Here is a 22,101-nt window from a genome sequence, read left to right as displayed (position 1 = left end):
ATGCCAGAGGCATATTCATTCCCCTCGTTCTCCTTGCCGCACGGGCCTGTTGGACGCCCCGGCCGCCGATCCGCGCAGGCCGGAGCAGCCCTTGGCCAGGGCTCGCGGCGTGGAGGGGAAGGCGCGGCGCCCGACCGGCCGCGCCCCTCAACCACGCGGCGACGGCAGGGGACTTCCCCACGACCTGCCAGGCTCAGGCGCAGGTACAGGCTCAGACGCAGGTGCAGGTATCGGCGCAGGCGCAGATGCAGGTGCATGCGCAGGTACAGACTCAAGCGCAGACTTCAAAAGCCCCGGGGGGACGCATGACGGGACCAACCAGCTCGGACCGGGAGGCGGGACGGGCGCTGGCCGAACTGCTCAGGACATGGTGGGAGTCATCGGCCCGCGACGGCCGCCCCAAGCCCACCCAGCAGTCCCTCGCCGGGCGGCTGGGCATCGACCAGACCACCCTCTCCCGCTACCTCAACCCCCACCACCCCTCTACCGCCCCCCTCAAGACCGTCGAACTGCTCCACGCGGTCCTGCGCGCGCCGGACGCCGCCCTCTCCCGGGCCCGCGCCCTGGCCGGCGCGGCCGCAGCCACACCGGCCTCCTCCCCGCACAGGGCCCTGCCCTCCCTCGCCGATGGCCCCCCTTCGACAGGGCACGCGAAGCTGTGAGGTAACTCTCAGCCCGACGGGCCGCACAAGATCGCGTCAGCTGCCGAGGCCCGCCGCGCCCGGCCGCCCTCGCCATCGCGCCGCGCGCAGTACCGCACGGGCGGCCGCTGCCACTTCGCGGGCAAGCGCCTTCCCCGGTCCGCCGCGATAGGCGAGGATGGAGGGCTGCGCGCATGCCCGGCGCGCCGGCCGGGACGCCCTTCCGGTGCCAGGTCCGGGGCAGATCCCGGGCCGGAACGGACGCCCGGGGTGTTTCACTTGTCACCAGGCGACCTATCCGTGGAGGTATGTGTGTCCTGCCTGATCGTCCAGAGCGACAAGACGCTGCTTCTGGAGGTGGACCATGAGCTGGCCGACGCCTGCCGGCGGGCCATCGCGCCGTTCGCCGAGCTGGAGCGGGCGCCGGAGCACATCCATACCTACCGGGTGACGCCGCTGGGACTGTGGAACGCGCGGGCCGCCGGGCACGACGCCGAGCAGGTCGTGGACGCACTGGTGCAGTTCTCGCGGTACCCGGTGCCGCATGCGCTGCTCGTCGACATCGCGGAGACGATGTCGCGCTACGGGCGGCTGACGCTGGTCAAGCACCCGGCTCACGGGCTGGTGCTGACCTGCACCGACCGCCCGGTGCTGGAGGAGATCCTGCGGTCGAAGAAGGTGCAGCCGCTGGTGGGGGCGCGGATCGACCCGGACAGTGTGGTGGTGCACCCCTCCGAGCGCGGGCAGATCAAGCAGACGCTGCTCAAGCTCGGCTGGCCGGCCGAGGACCTGGCCGGCTACGTCGACGGTGAGGCGCATCCGATCGAGCTGCGCGAGGACGGCTGGGCGCTGCGGCCGTATCAGCAGCACGCCGTCGAGGGCTTCTGGCACGGTGGCTCGGGCGTGGTCGTCCTGCCGTGCGGCGCGGGTAAGACGCTGGTGGGCGCCGGTGCGATGGCGCAGGCGAAGGCCACCACGCTGATCCTGGTGACGAACACGGTCTCGGCCCGGCAGTGGAAGCACGAGCTGGTCAAGCGGACCTCGCTGACCGAGGACGAGATCGGCGAGTACAGCGGGACGCGGAAGGAGATCCGGCCGGTCACCATCGCGACGTACCAGGTGCTGACCACCAAGCGGAAGGGCGTCTACCCGCATCTGGAGCTGTTCGACTCCCGCGACTGGGGTCTGATCGTCTACGACGAGGTGCACCTGCTGCCCGCGCCGGTCTTCAAGTTCACCGCCGACCTCCAGGCGCGGCGGCGGCTGGGCCTGACCGCGACGCTCGTACGGGAGGACGGCCGGGAGTCGGATGTCTTCTCGCTCATCGGGCCGAAGCGGTTCGACGCGCCGTGGAAGGAGATCGAGGCGCAGGGCTATATCGCCCCGGCCGACTGCGTCGAGGTGCGGGTCAATCTGACCGAGTCGGAGCGGCTGGCGTATGCGACCGCCGAGACCGAGGAGAAGTACCGCTTCTGTGCGACCACCGCCAGCAAGCAGTTCGTGACCGAGTCGCTGGTCCGCCGGCACCAGGGCGAGCAGACCCTGGTCATCGGGCAGTACATCGACCAGCTGGACGAGCTGGGCGAGCATCTGGACGCGCCCGTGATCAAGGGCGAGACCAGCAACGCGCAGCGCGAGAAGCTCTTCGACGCGTTCCGGCAGGGCGAGATCTCGGTGCTCGTCGTCTCGAAGGTCGCGAACTTCTCCATCGACCTTCCCGAGGCGACGGTGGCGATCCAGGTGTCGGGCACCTTCGGCTCACGCCAGGAGGAGGCCCAGCGACTGGGCCGGGTGCTGCGCCCCAAGGCGGACGGGCACGAGGCGCGGTTCTACTCGGTCGTCGCACGCGACACCATCGACCAGGACTTCGCGGCGCACCGCCAGCGCTTCCTGGCCGAGCAGGGGTACGCGTACCGGATCGTCGACGCGGACGAGCTGCTGGCGGCCGACGAGGACGTGTGACGGTGAGGTAGGGGGCCGCCCCTGTACGGGGGCGCGCCTGCGGGGGCGGATGCCACGCCCCCGCGCTGAGCGAAATAAAGCCCCGCCCCGCCACGTTGTGGCCCCGCAGGGGGCCCTCGCATCCCCTACGGGATCTGTTCCCCCACCCCCTAGATGCCGCCCCTAGGTACCCCCCGTAGGTACCACCGGCACGCCGCATCACCTCCGGGTCCGGGTCGGCAGTTCCTGGCCGGTCCCGGCGGTCCCGACGGTCCTCGGTACGGGGATGTCGCCGCCGGGAGCGCCCGGGGTGCCGGCCGCGTCGGCCGGCTGCCGTGTCCACCAGACGACCGTCGCCAGCAGCGCGAGACCCAGCAGCGGGTAGGGGGCCGCCAGCGGCTGATGCCACCAGGGCAGGCGCAGGTCGAGGTCGCCGGTGTGCGGCACGATCCACATCGTGCGGACGGTGAAGGCGAGCGTGACGGCGGCCAGCAGCGCACGGCGCGGGCGACTGCGCCGGGTGTGGGCGGCGAGCGCGATGAGCAGGGGCACGCACCAGACCCAGTGGTGGGACCAGCTGATCGGCGACACCAGCAGCGCCGTGACGGACGTACACAGCACGCCCCAGGCGTCAAGGCCGCGCCGCCGGTGGACGCGGCGGGCCACCGCGAGCCCGGCCGCCGCGGTCAGCACCGCCGGCACCGCCCACAGCAGGCCCGGCTCGGGATCGTGCAGCACGCGGCTGATCAGCCCCTGGAGCGACTGGTTGTCGACGATCCACACCTTGCCGACCCGCCCGGTCTCGAACATCCGCCGCGTCCAGAACTCGACGCTGGCGTCGGGCAGCACCAGCCAGCCCAGCAGCGCCGAGAGCAGGAAACCGGTGAGGGCGGTGCAGGCGGCCTTCACCCGGCCGGTGATCAGGAGGTAGACCGCGAAGATCGCGGGGGTGAGCTTGATGCCCGCCGCGAGGCCGGTGGCCAAGCCCTTGAAGCGCGCGCCGTCCGGGCGGGAGAGGTCCCACAGCACCAGGCAGGCCAGGGCGAGGTTGACCTGGCCGAAGACGAAGGTCTGGAAGACCGGCTCCAGCCAGAGGCCCAGTGCGGTGACGGTCAGGAGGGTGGGCGCGCTGTGCGCGGCCTTGCGCAGGCCGGCGGCCTTGCAGGAGAGGTGGATCAGCAGGGCGAGCAGCGCCGCGTTGACGACCACGGCTGCGATCTTGAGGGTGCCCAGGGAGAGCCAGGTCGTGGGGATGAAGAGCAGGGCGGCGAAGGGCGGGTAGGTGGCGGGCAGATCCCACTGGGTGACCGTGAAGCCGTAGAGATCACCGCCGGTCGCGGCGGCCTCCCCCTCGGCGCGGTAGACGGCGATGTCGGACATCGGCATCGGCTGGAGTTGGTAGAGCACCCACAGTCCGGCGAACGACACCACGAACAGCGCGGCCGCGGGTATCAGCCGGCGGGGGCTCATGGTGCCCAGGGCCCAAGTCCGTCTCCAGGTGCGTCTCCACGTCCGTGTCCCGTCGGCGGAAGACACCCTGTGACCCCCTCGTCGTCGCCCTGAGCGCGCGCTCTGTCGCCCTGAGCACGCCCTGCGGCGACGCTAGTGGATCGAGGCCGACCTTCTGTAACGGTTTCCGGTCATCTGGGTGGCCGGGCGGAGTCGACGCGGAGTCGGCCCGGAGTCGGCCCCGTAGACGAGTCGATACGCGCTCGCTCTGTGCACGGCGGCGCACTTGGCGTCCCCGCCGCACTGGGCGTCCCCGGCACACGGGGCGGCGGCCGGGGCGGGTCAGTCGTCCGCGTACTCGCCCAGGACGGCGACGCTGAAGGCCGCTGCGGCGAAGACCTTGATCGCGCGGAGGGCGTTGCCGACGAGATGGCGATGGCCGGGGGCGACCGCCGCGCCGGCGGCGGAGCCGATGCCGAGGGCTGTCGCGCCTCTGGCGGGCTGGAGTGCGGTGGGTGGGACGGCGGCTGGTGGAATCGCTGCGCTGCTCATGCCTCCATGATGGGATTCACCCGATTGCAGCACATCGGTCCATAGGCCCATCCCGCACGGGTTTTCCGTCAGCCTCCAGGCCCATCCCACCCCCTACGGCAGACCGATGTCCGTCAGGGTCGTCCCCCACGGGTACGGCCGCCGCGGTACCGGAGAAAATCCGTTGGCACCGTCCGCGGAGGCTGAACTACACTCCCGCGTCTGCCTGCCTCCCGCCGAGGAGTGCCGCCGTCCGGTCGGAAACCGGCCGGCCCTTCGCTTCACGCCGCTGACCCGCCCCCGGAGGCAACGCCGTGCCCTCGCACGCCCCCCAATCCTCACCCCAAGACCCCCTGCAGCGCGAAAAGGACCACCTCGCCGCCTCCCGGGACGCACTGCGCGCCATGCGCGCGGACGCCGAGGCGCTGAACATCGCCGACGTCACCGCGAACTGGGTCAACGCCGAGGTGCTCCAGGGGGAGATCGACGCCCGTATCAAGGCGCTCGCCGACCTCTCCCACACTTCACTGTTCTTCGGCCGCCTGGACTACCTCCACGCACCGGGCCTCGACCTCGCCGAGGGCGCCGCGGGGGAGAACTTCTACATCGGCCGGCGGCACGTCCACGACGCCGACGGCGACCCGATGGTCATCGACTGGCGCGCCCCCGTCTCCCAGCCGTTCTACCGGGCCTCCAAGAAGGACCCGATGGACCTGGAACTGCGCCGCCGATTCGGTTACACGGGCGGCGAGTTGACCGCGTACGAGGACGAGCACCTCACCGACCCGGAGGAGGCGGCCCGGACCAGCCGGCTTCTGCAGTCGGAGATCGAGCGTCCGCGCGTCGGCCCGATGCGGGACATCGTCGCCACGATCCAGCCCGAGCAGGACGAGATCGTGCGCGCCGGCATCGGCGGCTCGGTCTGCGTCCAGGGCGCGCCGGGCACCGGAAAGACCGCCGTCGGCCTGCACCGTGTCGCCTACCTGCTGTACGCGCACCGCGAGCGGCTGGCCCGCTCCGGCACCCTCGTCATCGGCCCCAACCGCTCCTTCCTGCACTACATCGAGCAGGTCCTGCCGGCGCTGGGCGAGCTGGAGGTCGCGCAGGCCACGGTCGACGACCTGGTGGGGCATGTGGAGGTGCGCGGCACCGACGAGGCGGCCGCCGCGACGGTCAAGGGCGACGCGCGGATGGCCGAGGTCCTGCGGCGGGCCCTCCGTTCGCACATCACGATGCCCGAGGAGCCCTGCGTGGTCGTGCGCGGCTCCCGCCGCTGGCGCGTACCGGCGTACGAACTGGAAGAGATCGTACGGGAGTTGACGGAGCGTGACATCCGCTACGGCGCGGCCCGCGAGGCGCTGCCCCAGCGGATCGCGCACGCCGTCCTGGTCCGTATGGAGCAGGCCGGCGAGGCCCCGGACGACCGGGTGCAGGACGCGGTGGCCCGCAACGCCGCCGTGAAGGCCACGGTCAAGGCGGTCTGGCCGCCGGTCGATCCGGCGAAGCTGGTGCTGCGGCTGCTGGGTGACGCCGAGTTCCTCGCCGAGCAGGCCGAGGGGATCCTCTCGCCGGAGGAGCAGAAGACGATCCTGTGGGCCAAGCCGGCCCGGAGCGTGAAGGGCGCCCGGTGGTCCGCCGCGGACGCGGTGCTGATCGACGAGGCGAGGGATCTGATCACGCGCACCCCCTCGCTCGGCCATGTCGTCCTGGACGAGGCGCAGGACCTCTCCCCCATGCAGTACCGCGCGGTCGGCCGCCGCTGCACGACGGGCTCGGCGACCGTCCTCGGCGACATCGCCCAGGGGACCACCCCGTGGGCCACCGACACCTGGGAGGAGGCCCTGTTCCATCTGGGCAAGCCCGGCGCGGCCGTCGAGGAGCTCACCCAGGGCTTCCGCGTACCGCGCGAGGTCATCGGGTACGCGTCCCGGCTGCTGCCCGCCATCGCCCCCGACCTGACGGAGGCCACCTCGATCCGCGAGTCGGCGGGCGACTTCGAGATCCGCCGGGTCGAGGCGGCGGACCTGGTCGCCGCGACCCTCGCGGCCTGCGAGGACGCCCTGGCCAAGGAGGGCTCGATCGGCCTGATCGCCGCGGAGGCGCGTATCCCGCCGCTCCGCGCGGCCCTGGAGGCGGCGGGGGTGACGTGCCTGTCCCCCGGTCAGGAGACCTCGGCCGCCGCCCGGCTGACGCTGGTGCCCGCCACGCTCGCCAAGGGCCTGGAGTACGACTACGTGGTGCTGGACGAGCCGGCCGCGATCGTCGACGGCGAACCGGACGAGCGGACCGGTCTGCGCCGCCTGTACGTGTGCCTGACCCGGCCGGTGTCCGGCCTGACGGTGGTCCACGCGGCCCCGCTTCCGGAGCAACTGGCCGACGACGAAGCGGCGTCGGGCACGGCTCGGGGCGCGTCCGAGGCCTAGGGCCTGTCCGATGGGTCGCGGTCGGAAAGGCCCTAGGGAATGGTCACACCCTGGATCTCCTCCCCCTGGAGGGACGTCAGCAGTCCCTCCAGGAAGCCGGGGAACCGCGCGTCGAGGTCGGCTCGGCGCAGCTGCACATAGCGGTTGCGCCCCACGACCCGCGTACTGGTCAGCCCGGCCTCGCGCATGATCCGCATGTGGTGCGAGACGGTCGACTTGTGCAGGTGCGCGAGCCCCAGCCGCTCCGACGAGCAGTCGTACTGCCGCCCGCTCGCGTAGATCCGCAGCAGATGCAGCCGCGTCGGGTCCCCGAGCGCGTGCAGCACCTTCACCAGCTGGATGTCGGCGGTCTCCGGCTGCTCCAGCAGCGTGCCCTCGCCGTCATCCGCATCGACGTCACTCACCACGGCGCCGCGCCTTCCTTCCGCCACTTCCCCGGTCCCATCCGGCCTCGGTTCCACCCGGTCCCGGTCTCACCCGGTCTCACCCGGCCCACTCTATTTCCCGATCCGTTTCCCGAAGTTGTTTGACATACATCCAACAATCTCTATTGTTTGACGCACATCAAACTTACTCGTCCGCCTGCCCCGCCACCCGTACCGGGAAGGACACCCGTGCGTCTGCGTCTGCTTCTGCTCGCCCTCGGCACCTTCGCCGTCGGCACCGATTCCATGGTGACCGCCGGCATCCTCGGCCTCGTCGCCCACGACCTGGACATCTCCGTCCCCGCGGCCGGCCAGATGGTCACCGTCTTCGCGCTGTCCTACGCCGTGCTCGCCCCGGTCCTCGCGACCGCCGCCGCCCGGTGGCCGCGCCGCCGGGTGCTGCTGACCGCGCTCACCGTCTTCACCCTCGCCAACGCGCTCAGCGCCCTCGCGCCCAACTACCCGGTCCTGCTCGCCACCCGGGTGCTCGCCGCGGCCGGCGCCGCGCTCTACACCCCGACCGCGAACGCCGTCGCCACCACCCTGGTGCCGCCGGAGCGCCGCGGCCGCGCGCTGGCCACCGTCCTCGGCGGCATGACCGTGGCCACCGCGCTCGGCGTCCCGCTGGGCACCTACCTCGGCCGTACGGACTGGCGGCTGACCATGTGGCTGGTGGTCGCCCTGGGTGCCGCGGCGTTCCTCGGCCTCGCCCTCCTGCTGCGCGGCCTCCCGGCCCCGACCGCGGCCCCCGACCTGCGCACCCGCCTCGCCCCGCTGCGCAACCGCCGCGTCCTGGAGGCCGCGGCCACCACCCTGGTGTTCTTCCTCGCCCTCAACGTGGTCTACATCTACCTCGGTGCGGCGGTGAGCTCCGCCACCGGCGGCGACGCGGGCCGGCTCAGCCTGATCATGCTGGTCGCCGGCGTCGCCTCGGTCGCGGGCAACTGGCTGGGCGGCCGGGCCGTCGACCGGCTGGGCACCCGCGCGGTGCTGCTGACCGGCGGCGGCGCGGTCGCGGCGGCCTTCCTCGCGCTGCCCTGGCTCTCCGGCACGATGCCCGGCGCGCTGCTCTACTCCGCCGTCTCCCCGCTCGCCGCCTGGGCCGTCGCGGTCGCACTGCCGCACCGCCTGGCCTCCATCGACCCGCCCAACACGCCGCTGCTGATCTCCCTCAACAGCAGCGCCCTCTACCTGGGCATAGCCGCCGCGGGCGGCGTCGGCAGCCTCGCCCTCACCGTCCTCGGCGCCCGCTGGTTCCCGCTCGCCTCGACGGCGCTGACCCTGGTCGTCGTGGTCCTGTCGGCCGTCACGACGCGACGGTCGGCAAAGGGGGCAAAGGGGACGGACGAGGGCGACGGCCCACGGGCCGCGACACTCAAGGGCACCTCCGCCGACGGCGACACCGCCGCCCCGCAGAGCGACACCGCCGCCGTCCAGGGCGCCGGCCGCCGCTGACCCGTAAGGCCGGCGCCGCCCCCAGGGACACGTCCTAGAGGCCGCCGCCCGGCACCACCACCCGGTCCAGCGCCTCCCGCCACCGCCGTACCGCCGCCGCGTCCACCGGCGCGGACCAGCCGGCGGGCCGGGCGGCGCCCCCGATGTGGAACGCGTCCAGGCCGGCCGCGCGCAGCGCCGGCAGATGGCCGAGCCCGAGCCCGCCGCCGACCAGGATCCGCGGCGCGTACCCGGGCTCGCCCGCCGCCGTACGCGCCTGCTCCGCCAGCAGCACCGGCAGCCCCGTCTCGACGCCGCCGGCGTCACCGGCCGTCAGATACGTGTCGAGCCCGGCGGCACCCGCCGTGCCCGCCAGCTCCTTGCGCAGCGCGTCCCGGTCGGCGGCCCGGTCCAGGGCCCGGTGGAAGGTCCAGCGGCAGCCGTCGACGACCTCGGCCAGCGCCGCCACCGCGTCGAGATCCACCCGCCCGTCCGGCGTGAGGAACCCCAGGACGAACTCCCGCGCACCCTCGGCCCGCAGCGCCGCCGCCCGCTCGCACAGCGCCTCAAGGTCACCGGCCGCGAACCCGTCGGCGGCCCGCAGCATCACCCGCAGCGGGATGTCGACGGCCGCCCGGACCGCCGCGAAGGTGGCCAGGGAGGGCGTGAGCCCGTCGGCCGCCATGTCGGCGACGAGTTCCAGCCGGTCGGCACCGCCGGCCTGGGCGGCGACCGCGTCCTGCGGCCCGAGGGCGATCACCTCCAGGAGCGCGCGCTTGCTCATATGACCCCATTCCTTCGATGACGGCGCGGCGGGCGGGGCCCGGCGCCGGGGAAGCCCACATCGGACAACAGGTCTAGTCCAATATCCCAGCGTACGGCCTGACCGGCGCTCCGGCACAATGATTCCCATGACCCCCGCGCCCCGTACGGCCGACACCACCGCCCTGCTGGAGGAACTGCGCCGGCGCTGGGCCACCACCGTCACCGCGGCCCGCGACGGCCGGAAGTCCGCGGCGCCCGCCGACACACCGGCCCCGGACCCCGGCCCGTACGCGGACAACCTCCTTGCCCGGTGGAGCGAACCGCAGCGCCACTACCACACCGTCGAGCACCTGGCCGCGGTCCTGAAGCGCATCGACGAACTGGCCTCACACGCCGACGACCTGCCCGTCGTCCAGCTGGCGGCGTGGTTCCACGACGCGGTCTACCGGCCGGACCGCTCCGAGAACGAGGAGCGCAGCGCCGCCCTCGCCGAACGCGCACTGCCCGAGCTGGGCATCGGCGCGGCCCGCACCGCGGAGGTCGCCCGCCTGGTGCGGCTCACCACCACCCACGACCCGGCACCCGACGACCCCGACGGCGAGGTGCTGTGCGACGCCGATCTCGCGGTGCTCGGCGGCTCACCCGACGCCTACGCGGCCTACGCCGCGGCGGTCCGCGCCGAGTACGCCTTCGTGCCCGACCCCGACTTCGCCGCCGGGCGCTCCGCCGTACTGCGCCAACTCCTCGCCCTGCCCGTCCTGTTCCGCACCCCGCAGGGCTACGACCGCTTCGAGCACCTGGCGCGTCGCAACCTGGCCACCGAACTGGACCTCCTGGGCGCCGGGTGAGCGACCTCTCACGCCCCTTACGCCACCGCCGGGAATGCCCGCCGTCCTACCCCTGTTAGTAGCTGACATGCCAGCACCACCATCCGACCGCGCCCGCCTGCCCATCGCCGTGTACGTCCTCGGCCTGTCCGTCTTCGCGCTCGGCACGTCCGAGTTCATGCTCTCCGGCATCCTCCAGCCGCTCGCCCGCGACCTGGACGTCTCCATCCCGCAGGCCGGACTGCTGGTCTCCGCCTTCGCGATCGGCATGGTGGTCGGCGCCCCGGTGCTCGCCGCGGCCACACTCCGCCTGCCCCGCCGCACGACGCTGATCGCGCTGCTGGCGGTCTTCGGCCTCGGCCAGGTGGCCGGCGCGCTGGCACCGTCCTACGGAATCCTCTTCGCCTCGCGCGTCGTCAGCGCGCTGGCCTGCGCCGGCTTCTGGGCGGTCGGCGCGGCCGTCGCCGTGTCACTGGTGCCGGTGACCGCGCGGGCCCGCGCGATGGCCGTGATGGTCGGCGGCCTGAGCATCGCCAACATCGCCGGCGTCCCGGCCGGCGCGCTCCTGGGCCAGCACGCCGGATGGCGCGCCGCGTTCTGGGCGGTGGCCGTACTCGCCGCGATCGGCCTGGTCGGGGTGGTGGCGCTGGTACCGCGTACGGCCGTGCCCACCGGCGACGACCGCCCGCAGCTGCGCCGCGAGCTGACCATCTACAAGGACAAGCAGGTGTGGCTGGCGCTGATCGCCACGGCCATGAACGGCGCCGCGGTCTTCGCGCTCTTCTCCTACCTCTCACCGCTGCTGACCGACACCGCCGGCCTCGCCGAGAGCTGGGTGCCCACGGTGCTCGCCCTCTTCGGCGTCGGCGCGCTGATCGGTACGTTCATCGGCGGCCGGATCGCCGACGCGCATCTGTTCGGCACGATCTTCGGCGGCATCTCCGCCTCCACCGTCGTACTCGCCCTCCTGGCACTGACCGCGCACAGCCCGTTCGCCGCCGTCGCGCTCTCCCTGATGCTCGGGGTGACCGCGTTCACCACGGCCCCGGCCCTCAACGCCCGGATGTTCAACGTGGCGAACGCCGCACCGACGCTGGCCGGCGCGACCACCACCGCCGCGTTCAACATCGGCAACACCCTCGGCCCCTGGCTCGGCGGCCTGGCCATCAGCGCCCACTGGGGCTACCCGTCCGTGGCCTGGACCGGCGCGGCGCTGGCGGCGGTCGCCGTCGTCACCACCGCCCTCGCCTTCCGCCTGCACCGCTCGACCAGCCGCTCCCGGCTCGTCGTCGCCGGATCGCCGAAGGCGGCGGCTCCCCTGCCGGAGGCCGCCGAACAGCGCTGATCCGGAGCCGGGGCGAACGGCGCTGAGCCGGGCCGGGGCGAGCATTACCGCTGGTCCGGGCCGGGCCGGCCAGCGCCGATCCGGGCCGGGGGGGGGCGCCCCCATGGCCCCCGCCCGGCCCGCCGCGCCCCTTCGTTCACCCCCCGCCGTCGAACGTCCACCGCGTCTGGCTGAACTCCGCCTCGCCCCGCCCGAAGCCGAAGGCCCGGCGGGGCTCGACGCGGAAGACGACGGCGCGTCCGCCCCGGTGGTCGAACGCCCCGTCGCGGACGTCGAACTGCCAGTCGCTGCCGTACTTCTCGACGTACAGCTCCGCCAGGCGGCGCAGCGTCGACTCGTCCTCGACGCGCTCCGCATCGCCCTCGACGACCACATCGAGGCCCACATGCAGGTCGTTTCCGCCGGCGGTGGAGGTGGTCAGCGCACAGTGCGGGTTGGCCGCGAGGTTCTTGGCCTTGCGTTCGCCGGGGCCGGTGGTGAAGTGCAGGGCGTCGTCGGCCCAGACGGCGAGCAGCGGGGTGACATGGGGACGGCCGTCGGGCCGGACGGTCGCCAGCCAGAAGATCTCCGCCTCGGACATGCCGCCGACGGCCGCGGACCATGCGGTCGCATGGGCGTCCTGGCTGCTGTAGGCCGGATCGAGCTCGGTGACCGGTTCTCTGCCCGGTGCGCTGACTGACATCGCTTCCCCTCTCGGTACGCCGCTGTCGGTGCGGTGCGCTCGGCACGGCGCACGGCCAGGGCCCATCGTGCGGGGAGGCGGCATCCGCCCGCCGCTGCGACGCACCGCAGCGGCCGTACGGGTGCGGGCCGTGCGGGCGACCGCACCGGTACGGAGAGGGGCCTCGCGGGCCTCGCGGGTACGGAGAGGCCTTGGCGGCCTTGCGGGTACGAAGCGGCGCCTTACGGCTCCGGCGGCGGCCGGCGCTTGGGCCGGCGCAGGCCCGCGGCCGTCAACCGGCGCAGCAGCTCCTTGCTGCCGACCTGGACCGCTCCGGCCCGCACCGCGTCGTCATAGCGCTCCGCCGGCAGGTCGTAGTGATCACGCTCGAACGCCCGCCGGGGCACACCGAGGCGCGCGGCGAAGGCGTGCAACTCGTCGAAGGACTCGTCACTGACCAGATGCGACCACATACGACCGTGCCCCGGCCAGATGGGCCGGTCGATATAGACCGCCACGTCACCCCTCCGGCCGGATCACGCTGTCAGTCCCGCGCACGGGCAGCCACCTCAGCCTTCCGCCTGGGCGCGCAGCCGGCCGACCCTGGCCACCGCGACCGCCGTCTTGGGACAGACCCAGTGCGGGTCGGGCCCCAACTCCGGTTCGACATCGAGGGCATGGGGATCGCCCGACTCCGTGCACACCGGGCATAGCGGCCAACGGCCGTACCGCTCCAGGAGGGCGTCCTGGACGTCCTGCGCTATCAGTCCCGCGACGAATTCCGCGCCTTCAGGCCATTGCTCCACCCACCACCGGCGGTGAACGACCGCGTCCTCCACGAGCGAGACGATGTCGGCGTCGGCCACCTCGTCCGCCATCAGGTCGGCGAGCACCAGCGCCCGCGCGGCATGCAATGCCTGTTCCAGCTCCATGCCCCCCATTGTCTCCCGACCACGGACCGGCGCCCGGCGTTGTCCACAGCCCCGCCGCGGGTCATGACCGCTATCCACAGCCCTCACGGAGGGTATTGACGCGAGGAGCGGATGAAATTACTTTTCAAGGGTGAGTAGCAGCGTGAAGGAAACTTTCAAGAAGGAATCTTTCAAGGAAGCGCCGGCCGACACCCGCCCGGCCCCGACCCCACCCGCCCCCGCGGCACTCGCCGCCAAGGTCCGCACGCTCGCCCCGACGATGACCCGCTCCATGCAGCGGGTCGCCGAGACCGTCGCGAGCGACCCGGCCGGCTGCGCCGCGCTCACCGTCACCGGCCTGGCCGAACGCACCGGCACCAGCGAAGCCACCGTCGTACGCACCTCCCGCCTGCTGGGCTACCCGGGCTACCGCGACCTGCGCCTCGCGCTCGCCGCGCTCGCCGCGCAGCAGGCGGCCGGCGGCGCACCCGCCGTGACCGCCGACATAGCGGTCGACGACTCCCTCGTCGACGTCGTCGCGAAGCTGGCACAGGAAGAGCAGCAGTGCCTGGCCGACACCGCGGCCGGACTGGACGTCACCCAGCTCGAAGCGGCCGTCGCCGCGCTCTGCGCAGCCCGCCGCATCGACGTCTACGGCGTCGGCGCCTCCCATCTCGTCGGCCAGGACCTGGCACAAAAGCTCCTGCGCATCGGCCTGATCGCCCACGCCCATGCGGACCCGCACCTCGCCGTCACCAACGCCGTGCAGATGCGCACCGGCGACGTCGCCGTCGCCATCACCCACTCCGGCCGCACCACCGACGTCATAGAGCCCCTCCGCGTCGCCTTCGACCACGGCGCCACGACCATCGCCCTCACCGGCCGCCCCGACGGCGAGATCGCCGCCTACGCCGACCACATCCTGACCACCTCCACGGCCCGCGAAAGCGAACTCCGCCCCGCCGCGATGTCCTCCAGGACCAGCCAACTACTCGTCGTGGACTGCCTGTTCATAGGAGTGGCCCAACGCACCTACGAGACCGCCGCGCCCGCCCTCTCGGCGTCCTACGAGGCCCTGGCCCACCGCCACTCCCCCCGCAACAACCGGCACTGACCCCCGCCCCCCGCCCGCCGCCCGCCGCTGGAAAGAGCCGTCAAGCCCATGACCTCCACCGCCGACCACCACACCGGCCTACGGGCCCAGCTCGACACCCTGACCACCGAGGCCTTCCGCCCCGACCTGGCCGACATCGACCGCCGCCCCACCCTCGACATCGCCCGCACGATGAACGACGAGGACGCCACCGTCCCCGCCGCCGTCGCCGCACGCCTCCCCGAGATCGCCGCCGCGATCGACGCCACGGCCGCCCGGATGGCCCGCGGCGGACGCCTGATCTACGCCGGCGCCGGCACCGCCGGCCGCCTCGGGGTGCTGGACGCCAGCGAATGCCCCCCGACCTTCAACACCGACCCGTCCGAGGTCCTCGGCCTCATCGCGGGCGGCCCGTCCGCGCTGCTCACCGCCGTCGAGGGCGCCGAGGACAGCAAGGAACTCGCGGCCGGGGACCTGACCGCGACCGGCCTGACCGAGCTCGACACCGTCGTCGGCATCTCGGCCTCCGGCCGCACGCCGTACGCGATCGGCGCCGTCGAGCACGCCCGCGCCCTCGGCGCACTGACCATCGGCCTGTCCTGCAACGCCGGTTCGGCCCTGGCCGCGGCCGCCGATCACGGCATCGAAATAGTGGTCGGCCCCGAGCTGCTGACCGGCTCCACCCGCCTCAAGGCGGGCACCGCGCAAAAGCTCGTGCTCAACATGCTCTCGACCATCACCATGATCCGCCTCGGCAAGACCTACGGGAATCTGATGGTCGACGTCCGCGCCTCCAACGACAAGCTGCGGGCCCGCTCGCGGCGCATCGTCGCACTCGCCACCGGCGCCACGGACCCGGAGATCGAGAAGGCCCTCAGCAACACCGGCGGCGAGGTGAAGAACGCCGTCCTCACCCTCCTCGGCAACGTCGACGGACCGACCGCCGCCCGCCTCCTCGACGCCTCCGACGGCCATCTCCGAGCAGCCCTCGAAGCAGCCCAAAACCACTGACCACCCGACAGGCGCTGCCCCCCACACCGCCTGCCGCCTGCCGCCTGCCGCCACCCCACACACCCGGCGCGCACCCGGCGTACACACGGTGCGCCCTCACATCACCCTCAGCCCTCACACCACCCGCAACGCCCACCACCCACAGCACCGGTGTTCCCCACAGCAAGGCACCCCACATGCCCGAACCCAAGCGCCGCGCCACCGCCGCCGCGATCCTCCCCCTCGTCGGCGGCGCCGAGAACCTCACCTCCATCGCCCACTGCATGACCCGGCTCCGACTCGGCATCCAGGACCGCACACGAGTCCAGGACGAGGCCCTCAAGGCACTACCGGCCGTCATGGGCGTGGTCGAGGACGACACCTACCAGATCGTGCTGGGCCCCGGAACGGTCGCCCGCGTCACCCCCGAACTCGAACGCCTGGTGGACCAATCCCGCACGGCAACCACCCCACCACCCCACCAAACCCCACGGGAAACCACCCCCCACCAGGAACCAAAGGAACCAATCTGCAAGGAACCAATTACTCTCCGTAATCGTTGCCGCAATAAGAAGGAGGCCACCAAGGCAAACAGCGACGCGAACAGGAACAAGCCACCCACGGCGAAGACGAGAAAGCAGACGCCCAGCAAGACGCACAAGAAGGAGACCCTCCAGGCCCAGCCACCGCCCAGCCCACCCACGCCACCCGCCCCACCCACCACAACAACCCATACGGCGGACACCCCGCAACAGCCCACCACCACCCCTGCCCCCACCACCGCCGCCACCGCCACCGCCACCGCAGAGCAACTCGCCGCCCAAGGCGCCGCCATCAAAGCCCGTCAGAAGGCCAGAAACGCCACCCCGGTCAAGCTCTTCCTCCGCCGGATCGCGAACATCTTCGTCCCGCTGATCCCGGCGCTCATCGGCTGCGGCATCGTCGCCGGCATCAACGGGCTGCTCGCCAACCTCGGCTGGCTGCCGTCCGTCGTCCCCGCCCTCGCCGCCATCGCCTCCGGTTTCCTGTCACTGATCGCCGTCTTCGTCGGCTTCAACACCGCCAAGGAGTTCGGCGGTACGCCCGTCCTCGGCGGCGCCGTCGCCGCCATCACGGTCTTCCCCGGCGTCGCGCACCTCACCGCGTTCGGCCGGCAGCTCTCCCCGGGCCAGGGCGGCGTACTCGGCGCGCTGGCCGCGGCGCTGCTCGCCGTCCAGGTGGAGAAGGCCTGCCGCAAAGCAGTCCCCGAAGCGCTCGACGTCCTCGTCACCCCCACCCTTACGGTCCTGATCACCGGCCTGGTCACGCTCTTCGGCCTGATGTACGCGGCGGGCGAGGTCTCCACCGCCGTCGGGACTCTCGCCAACTGGCTGCTCGCCCACGGCGGAGCGCTCGCCGGCTTCGTCCTCGGCGGCCTCTTCCTCCCCCTCGTCATGCTGGGCCTCCACCAGGCCTTGATCCCCCTGCACACCACCCTCATCCAGCAGCAGGGCTACACGACCCTGCTCCCGATCCTCGCCATGGCCGGCGCGGGCCAGGTCGGCGCCGCCCTCGCCGTCTACCTCCGCCTCCCGGGCAACCGCTCGATCCGCACGACCATCAAGTCCGCCCTCCCCGCGGGCTTCCTGGGCGTCGGCGAGCCGCTGATCTACGGCGTCTCACTGCCGCTGGGCCGTCCCTTCATCACGGCGGGCATCGGCGGCGCGTTCGGCGGCGGCTTCATCGGCCTGTTCCACCAACTCGGCGACACGGTCGGCGCCACCGCCATCGGCCCCTCCGGCTGGGCCTTGTTCCCCCTGGTCAAGGGCAACCAGGGCCTCGCCACCACGGTCGTCATCTACGCCCTGGGCCTCGCCGTCGGCTATGTCACCGGCTTCCTCGCCACCTACTTCTTCGGCATCAGCAAGCAGCTGCGGACGGACCTGAACACGGAGCGGGAAGCGGGCACCCCGGCCGAGGCAGGCATCTGAGGGCGCGCCCTCCATCTTGAGAGCGCGCCCTCCACCTCCGAGGCGACGGCGGGCGGGACATGAGACACATGAGCCCCGTCCGCACCTGAGGCCACGTCAGGGAGGACCGGCAACCCCTCCACACCAGCGCACTCGAGGCCACGCCAGGACCCAGCCCCCGCCCCCTCTGCCCCGAGACAACTCCAGGATCAGCCGGCGTTCCTCCGCCCTCCGCCCTCCGCCCTCCGCCCTCCGCCCGGGACCACGGCAGACCCCGAGGTTTCTCCCCCCCCGCCCGGGGCAGTCGGGGTACGACCACCGATCCCGTCCAACCCCGGGACCCCGGCAAGCCCCCGGGGCCCTCAGCGCCCGCCCCCCGCCTCGCGTTTCGGCTCGCGCAGGGTCAGGGCGTGATCGAGGAGGCCAAGTGCCCTCTGCCGCCCCCGTTCACGGGATTCGATCTCCTGGGCGCTCTCGCCCGTCGCCGCGACCCGGGGGCACTCGGGGCACGACCACCGATCCGTCCAGCCCCGGGCGGGCGGCCGCATCGCCACCTCGCAGTGCGGGCAGCGCACCGTCACGCCCTCGACATGGCCGCAGAACGCGCAGACCCAGACCGGCCCTTCGCTGTCCCGCTGCTGCCACATGGTCCGCCGGCACAGCGGACAGCCGGTCGTACCGATTCCCAGCGACCCCATGATCGGTGGTTCCGGCGTCGCGTCGGCGTAGGCGACGATCTGCTTGCGCAGCCGATCGTCCGTGGTGTTGGCCATCCTCAGCAGCCGCACGACACGGGAACGGACTTCTTCGACAAACTCGGTCATCGTCGCAGCAGCGTACGCCGCTCCCCGACGGGCAACGCCAGCTTCGGTCAATCCCGCGGCGCAGCTCCGCCCGCCTTTGCCCGCCGCGGGTGACGTACCGTCACACGATTGACGTCACACGAGGGACGTCACAGAGGGACGGCCGCCGGGGCGCCCTGGCCAGCTCCACGGCCAGCAGGGCGAACCACACCCCCACCAGCACCAGATGCGCCCGCTGCGAGACGCCGTGCCAGCCGGGCCGGCCGAAGAGCGGCCCGACCGTGCACACCGCGGCCGGCAGGGCCAGCGCCAGAACACGCGGGCCCCAGCGTCCGACCAGGTGCAGGCGGGGCCGCGCCGTCACGGCGGCCCGGCTGAGCAGCGCCATGGAGGCGAACACGAAGAAGTGGGCCAGTGCGCTGGTGAGGGTGTGGCCCGGGTGCACGGCCGCGCAGGCCGGCTCCACCGAGGGCGCGCAGCGCATCGGCAGCAGGACATCGGCGACGGAGGACATCCCGAATCCGAGGAGCGCCAGCCAGCCGCACCGCGCCCAGCCGTCGTGCGCAGCGCCGTACGCCAGCAGCGCGCCCACGACGACGAGTACGGCGCAGACGCTCTCGATGCCGGCGAAGAGCGGGCGGAAGGGCTGGTCGGCGGCGTACAGCTCGCTGACGTAGGAGTGGCGCGGGTCCAGCCCGGTCGCCAGCGCGAACTCCAGGAGCCAGCCGTTGTAGAGCACGGCGGACACGGCGAACGGCAGGGCGCTCAGGCGCGCCGTTCGCCGGGCCGGACGGGCCGGACGCGTGTCCTGTGCGGCTTCCGACGCGGTCACCGTTCGCAGTGGAGTCACCGCACCAGGTAATCACGGCAGCCGGCGGGTGGTCGGGAGCCCCGTCCGGAGTGGTGCGCGCGACCGCGCCCGGGGGTCGGAGGTTTGTTGCCGGGGGCGCCACAGAGAACCCACAAGATTGCCGCCTACCTTCCTGGTGCGGCTACCTTGCACGGCGTGCCGTCGGTGGAGGGGGCGGTGGACCAGAACGGCGTCGACCCAGAACGGCGTCAGCAGTGAACTGCACACGATGCGGTGGCCCGGTGATCCAGGGGCCGGACGGCCGATGGTGCTGCAACAACTGTGGAGCGAGCGGCTGAGCCAGCCACCCGATGAACGGCTCAGCCACCCGATGAACGGTCAGCCACCCGGTGAACGGCTCAGCCACCCGATGAAGCGGCTCAGCCGCCCGATGAGACGAGAGCGGAGCCTGGAATGTGCGCGGCCAAGCGCCTCGACCGAGTCCTGGTCGTCGACGACGACGCGATGATCCTGCGGTCCCTCGGGCGCGGCCTGCGGCTGAACGGTTTCGCCGTCGCGCTCGCCGAGGACGGACCGACCGCTCTCGCGGAGCTGACGGAGCGGCCCCCGGACGTGGTGGTCCTGGACGTGTCCCTGCCGGGGATCAGCGGCACCGACGTCTGCCGCACACTGCGGGCCGACGGGGACGAGGTGCCGGTGCTGATGCTCTCCGCCTTGGACGAGCTCGAGGACCGGGTCGCGGGCCTGCAGGCCGGGGCTGACGACTACCTCGTCAAGCCGTTCGCGCTCAAGGAGTTGGTGCTCCGGCTGCAGGCCCTGTTGCGCCGCCGCCCGCCCGTCGGCAGGGACGCGGTGCGGGTCGGTGACCTCATCCTCGACACGGCCGCGCGCGAGGTGACGTACGGGGGTGCAAAGGTGCGGCTCACCCGGCGGGAGTTCGAGCTGCTGGAGGTCCTGGCCCGCAACGCGGGCGTGGTGCTCACCCGCGACCAGCTTCTGGACCGGGTGTGGGGCTACGACTTCGACGTACGCACCGACGCCGTCGACACCTTCGTCAGCTATCTGCGCCGCAAGACGGAGGCCGGGGGCCGGCCGCGCCTGGTGCACACGGTCCGCGGGGTCGGCTTCGTACTGCGGGCGTCCGGATCGGCACCGGAGGCCGCGCGATGAGGCTCTCCACCCGGATTGCCCTGGCCATGGGCATCGCCATGCCCCTGCTGGTCCTGGGCTCGGGGGCGCTGCTGCTGCGCCTGGTCACCCATGACGTGCACGCCGAGCAGGACGCCCATCTGCGGGAGCGGGCCGCGGTGCTGCTGCCGATGGCCAGGGGGCTGCTGCGGACCGAGGCGGGCGGACGGCTGCGGCAGGCGGCGAACCAGGAGCGGCGACTGCTCGACGCGGGCCTCGACGTGGGGGTGCGGCTCCTCGCGGCCGCGGACGGATCGGCCGCGGATGGGTCGACAGCGGACGGATCGGCCGCGGACGGGCCGACGGCGTCCGGGAGCGGAGGAGGAAAGCGCGGCGGTACCGAAGGCGGCGGCGAAGGCGGCGGCACGAAGAGCACCGGCACGGACGCCACCACACGCGGACAGGACGCCACCACGCACGGGCCGGGGACGAGCCCACGCGGGCAGGGCACCACCACCCACGGGCCGGGGACGACCCCACGCGGACCGGACGCGGCCAACCACAGCCACAGGCAGGGCACAACCCCGCTCGTGCGGCCGTCGTACCGGGTGGTGGCCGAGGCCGGTCCCCGGCCGGACGCCGGCGCACCGCTGCCGGCCGCCGCGCCCGACCCGGTGACCGTACGGGCCCGCGGGCACGCCTGGCGCGCCCTGTCGGTGGAGGTGCGCGGCGCGAGCGCGCGGTCCGCCCCACACGGCGTGCTGTGGGTGTTCTCCCGCGGGTCGGCCGGGACCACCGAGGTCGACGCCGTGCAGCAGCGCATCCTGGTGGTGGCGTTGATCACCGCGCCGCTGACCGGGCTGCTCTCCTGGGCCATCGCCGAACGCGCCACCCGGCCGCTGCGCCGCCTCCAGCACCGGGCCGGTGGCCTGGACCTTGGCACCAGCGCGGCCCGCCTGGAGCACGCCCCGTCGCGGATCACCGAGGTGGACGACCTGGCCCGCACCCTGCGGACCGTCCTGGCCCGGTACGACGAGCAGGCGGCGCGGACCCAGGAGGCCCTGGCCACCGCGCGGGCCTTCTCCGCGACCGCCTCACACGAACTGCGCACCCCGCTGATGGGCATGCAGACCAATCTCGACGTCCTCACCGACCACCCGGATCTCGACCCGGCCGACCGGGCGGAGGTCCTGGACGACCTGCACGCCGGGCAGCGGCGGCTGATGAGCACACTGATCGCGCTCCGGGCACTCGCCCAGGGCGACCTGGTGGGGGCCGACGCCTTCGGTCCCGTGGACCTCTCTGAGCTGGTCGCCGTGGCGGTGCACGAGGTGCGGCGGCACCATCCCGGCGCCCGGCTGACGCTGCGCGCCGCCCCCGGGCTGAGGCTGAGCGCCTGGGAGCCGGGGTTGCGGATGGCGGTCGAGAACCTGCTGCGCAACGCGGTGGTCCACGGGAGCCGGCCGGGCGTGGCGGCACGGGTCGAGGTGGTGCTGCGGCCGGGCGGCACGCCGGTGGAACCGGTCGCCGTGCTCACCGTGGACGACGAGGGTCCGGGCATCGCGCCGGCGGAGCGCCGGCAGGTCTTCCAGCGGTTCCACCGGCGTACGGGCAGCCCCGGCTCGGGGCTGGGGCTGACCCTGGTGGCCCAGCAGGTCGCCCTGCACCGCGGCACCGTGGAGGTCATGGACCGGCGCGCGGGGGCCGGCGCCCGGTTCGAGGTGCGGCTGCCGCGGCCCGTCGACGTGGAGGCCGACACCCGCACCCTGCAACTGCCACCGCGCCGCACCTGGTTGAGCGAGATCCCGGCGGAGGGGTTCGCACCGGAGCCCACGTCAGGGTCCGTACGGGGATCCGCACCGGGGCCGGTAGGGCATTCGGCACTGGGGCCCGTAGGGGATTCCGCACCGGGACCCGTAGGAGGTTCCGCACCGGGGACCGTACGGGAATCCGCACCGGGGCCGTAGGGAATTC

General features: G+C 73.0%; 20 protein-coding genes. 11 read left to right on the top strand and 9 right to left on the bottom strand.

The annotated features are described in order from the left end of the window. The first annotated feature begins 305 nt into the window (after nucleotides 1-305). Together ACZ5XZ_RS13630 and ACZ5XZ_RS13625 are read left to right on the top strand one after the other, a co-directional pair. A complete protein-coding gene (locus ACZ5XZ_RS13630; RefSeq protein ID WP_468977370.1) occupies nucleotides 306-662 on the top strand; it encodes a helix-turn-helix domain-containing protein in 357 nt (118 codons plus the stop codon). Nucleotides 663-953: 291 nt separating this feature from the next. After that, nucleotides 954-2,603: a DNA repair helicase XPB gene (locus ACZ5XZ_RS13625; RefSeq protein ID WP_468977368.1), complete on the top strand. Its 1,650-nt coding sequence runs from the start codon at nucleotides 954-956 to the stop codon at nucleotides 2,601-2,603. Nucleotides 2,604-2,801: 198 nt separating this feature from the next. Here the strand turns inward: ACZ5XZ_RS13625 and ACZ5XZ_RS13620 are convergent, their stop codons facing one another. After that, nucleotides 2,802-4,052 (bottom strand): glycosyltransferase 87 family protein, encoded by a 1,251-nt coding sequence (locus ACZ5XZ_RS13620; protein WP_468977365.1) that lies wholly within the window; start codon nucleotides 4,050-4,052, stop codon nucleotides 2,802-2,804. Between the two features lie 321 nt (nucleotides 4,053-4,373). After that, entirely contained in the window at nucleotides 4,374-4,583 is a 210-nt protein-coding gene (locus ACZ5XZ_RS13615) for a hypothetical protein (RefSeq protein WP_468977363.1), read from the bottom strand. A 293-nt stretch (nucleotides 4,584-4,876) separates the two neighbouring features. Here ACZ5XZ_RS13615 and ACZ5XZ_RS13610 point away from each other — a divergent pair, with 293 nt between their 5' ends. Further along, entirely contained in the window at nucleotides 4,877-6,985 is a 2,109-nt protein-coding gene (locus ACZ5XZ_RS13610; RefSeq protein WP_468977361.1) for a HelD family protein, read from the top strand. A gap of 32 nt (nucleotides 6,986-7,017) precedes the next feature. Here ACZ5XZ_RS13610 and ACZ5XZ_RS13605 read toward each other — a convergent pair whose 3' ends face one another. Further along, nucleotides 7,018-7,389 (bottom strand): ArsR/SmtB family transcription factor, encoded by a 372-nt coding sequence (locus tag ACZ5XZ_RS13605; RefSeq protein WP_468977360.1) that lies wholly within the window; start codon nucleotides 7,387-7,389, stop codon nucleotides 7,018-7,020. A 210-nt stretch (nucleotides 7,390-7,599) separates the two neighbouring features. Here ACZ5XZ_RS13605 and ACZ5XZ_RS13600 point away from each other — a divergent pair, with 210 nt between their 5' ends. Next, entirely contained in the window at nucleotides 7,600-8,865 is a 1,266-nt protein-coding gene (locus ACZ5XZ_RS13600) for an MFS transporter (RefSeq protein WP_468977359.1), read from the top strand. Nucleotides 8,866-8,899: 34 nt separating this feature from the next. On the opposite strand, the gene ACZ5XZ_RS13595 is transcribed toward ACZ5XZ_RS13600, so the two are convergent. Continuing rightward, a complete protein-coding gene (locus ACZ5XZ_RS13595) occupies nucleotides 8,900-9,628 on the bottom strand; it encodes a copper homeostasis protein CutC (RefSeq protein ID WP_468977356.1) in 729 nt (242 codons plus the stop codon). Between the two features lie 127 nt (nucleotides 9,629-9,755). On the opposite strand from ACZ5XZ_RS13595, the gene ACZ5XZ_RS13590 reads away from it, so the two are divergent. Next, on the top strand, nucleotides 9,756-10,457 hold the full coding sequence (locus ACZ5XZ_RS13590) for an HD domain-containing protein (protein WP_468977354.1): 702 nt from the start codon (nucleotides 9,756-9,758) through the stop codon (nucleotides 10,455-10,457). A 67-nt stretch (nucleotides 10,458-10,524) separates the two neighbouring features. After that, on the top strand, nucleotides 10,525-11,781 hold the full coding sequence (locus tag ACZ5XZ_RS13585; protein WP_468977353.1) for a Cmx/CmrA family chloramphenicol efflux MFS transporter: 1,257 nt from the start codon (nucleotides 10,525-10,527) through the stop codon (nucleotides 11,779-11,781). 136 nt (nucleotides 11,782-11,917) lie between these two features. On the opposite strand, the gene ACZ5XZ_RS13580 is transcribed toward ACZ5XZ_RS13585, so the two are convergent. From ACZ5XZ_RS13580 to ACZ5XZ_RS13570, 3 genes are all read right to left on the bottom strand, one after another. Beyond that, complete coding sequence (locus ACZ5XZ_RS13580; RefSeq protein WP_468977350.1) at nucleotides 11,918-12,463, bottom strand: pyridoxamine 5'-phosphate oxidase family protein; 546 nt, start codon at nucleotides 12,461-12,463, stop codon at nucleotides 11,918-11,920. 221 nt (nucleotides 12,464-12,684) lie between these two features. Further along, nucleotides 12,685-12,960 carry a DUF4031 domain-containing protein gene (locus ACZ5XZ_RS13575; protein WP_468977349.1) on the bottom strand — a complete coding sequence of 92 codons (276 nt, stop codon included), beginning with the start codon at nucleotides 12,958-12,960 and terminating at the stop codon, nucleotides 12,685-12,687. A 51-nt stretch (nucleotides 12,961-13,011) separates the two neighbouring features. Next, the gene (locus ACZ5XZ_RS13570; protein WP_384425021.1) at nucleotides 13,012-13,374 is read right to left on the bottom strand and encodes a hypothetical protein; all 363 of its coding nucleotides are present in this window, start codon (nucleotides 13,372-13,374) and stop codon (nucleotides 13,012-13,014) included. Nucleotides 13,375-13,516: 142 nt separating this feature from the next. Here ACZ5XZ_RS13570 and ACZ5XZ_RS13565 point away from each other — a divergent pair, with 142 nt between their 5' ends. The 3 genes from ACZ5XZ_RS13565 (at nucleotide 13,517) to ACZ5XZ_RS13555 (ending at nucleotide 17,406) form a co-directional block, all read left to right on the top strand. Beyond that, complete coding sequence (locus ACZ5XZ_RS13565) at nucleotides 13,517-14,467, top strand: MurR/RpiR family transcriptional regulator (RefSeq protein WP_468977347.1); 951 nt, start codon at nucleotides 13,517-13,519, stop codon at nucleotides 14,465-14,467. A 48-nt stretch (nucleotides 14,468-14,515) separates the two neighbouring features. Further along, a complete protein-coding gene (gene murQ, locus ACZ5XZ_RS13560) occupies nucleotides 14,516-15,457 on the top strand; it encodes an N-acetylmuramic acid 6-phosphate etherase (RefSeq protein ID WP_468977345.1) in 942 nt (313 codons plus the stop codon). Between the two features lie 176 nt (nucleotides 15,458-15,633). Next, a complete protein-coding gene (locus ACZ5XZ_RS13555) occupies nucleotides 15,634-17,406 on the top strand; it encodes a PTS transporter subunit EIIC (RefSeq protein WP_468977343.1) in 1,773 nt (590 codons plus the stop codon). 341 nt (nucleotides 17,407-17,747) lie between these two features. Here ACZ5XZ_RS13555 and ACZ5XZ_RS13550 read toward each other — a convergent pair whose 3' ends face one another. Both ACZ5XZ_RS13550 and ACZ5XZ_RS13545 read right to left on the bottom strand, forming a co-directional pair. After that, nucleotides 17,748-18,209: a hypothetical protein gene (locus tag ACZ5XZ_RS13550; protein WP_468977342.1), complete on the bottom strand. Its 462-nt coding sequence runs from the start codon at nucleotides 18,207-18,209 to the stop codon at nucleotides 17,748-17,750. A 100-nt stretch (nucleotides 18,210-18,309) separates the two neighbouring features. Beyond that, nucleotides 18,310-19,020: a DUF998 domain-containing protein gene (locus ACZ5XZ_RS13545; RefSeq protein ID WP_468977339.1), complete on the bottom strand. Its 711-nt coding sequence runs from the start codon at nucleotides 19,018-19,020 to the stop codon at nucleotides 18,310-18,312. A gap of 432 nt (nucleotides 19,021-19,452) precedes the next feature. On the opposite strand from ACZ5XZ_RS13545, the gene ACZ5XZ_RS13540 reads away from it, so the two are divergent. Beyond that, complete coding sequence (locus ACZ5XZ_RS13540) at nucleotides 19,453-20,169, top strand: response regulator transcription factor (protein ID WP_468977337.1); 717 nt, start codon at nucleotides 19,453-19,455, stop codon at nucleotides 20,167-20,169. Beyond that, nucleotides 20,166-22,094 carry a sensor histidine kinase gene (locus ACZ5XZ_RS13535; RefSeq protein ID WP_468977335.1) on the top strand — a complete coding sequence of 643 codons (1,929 nt, stop codon included), beginning with the start codon at nucleotides 20,166-20,168 and terminating at the stop codon, nucleotides 22,092-22,094. Before ACZ5XZ_RS13540 ends, ACZ5XZ_RS13535 begins: the two co-directional genes overlap by 4 nt. Nucleotides 22,095-22,101 lie beyond the last annotated feature (7 nt).

The sequence above is a fragment of the Streptomyces sp. NPDC033270 genome (assembly GCF_055576575.1).
Note: the sequence above shows the minus strand (reverse complement) of the source record. Positions and strands in the feature narration are given on the sequence as shown.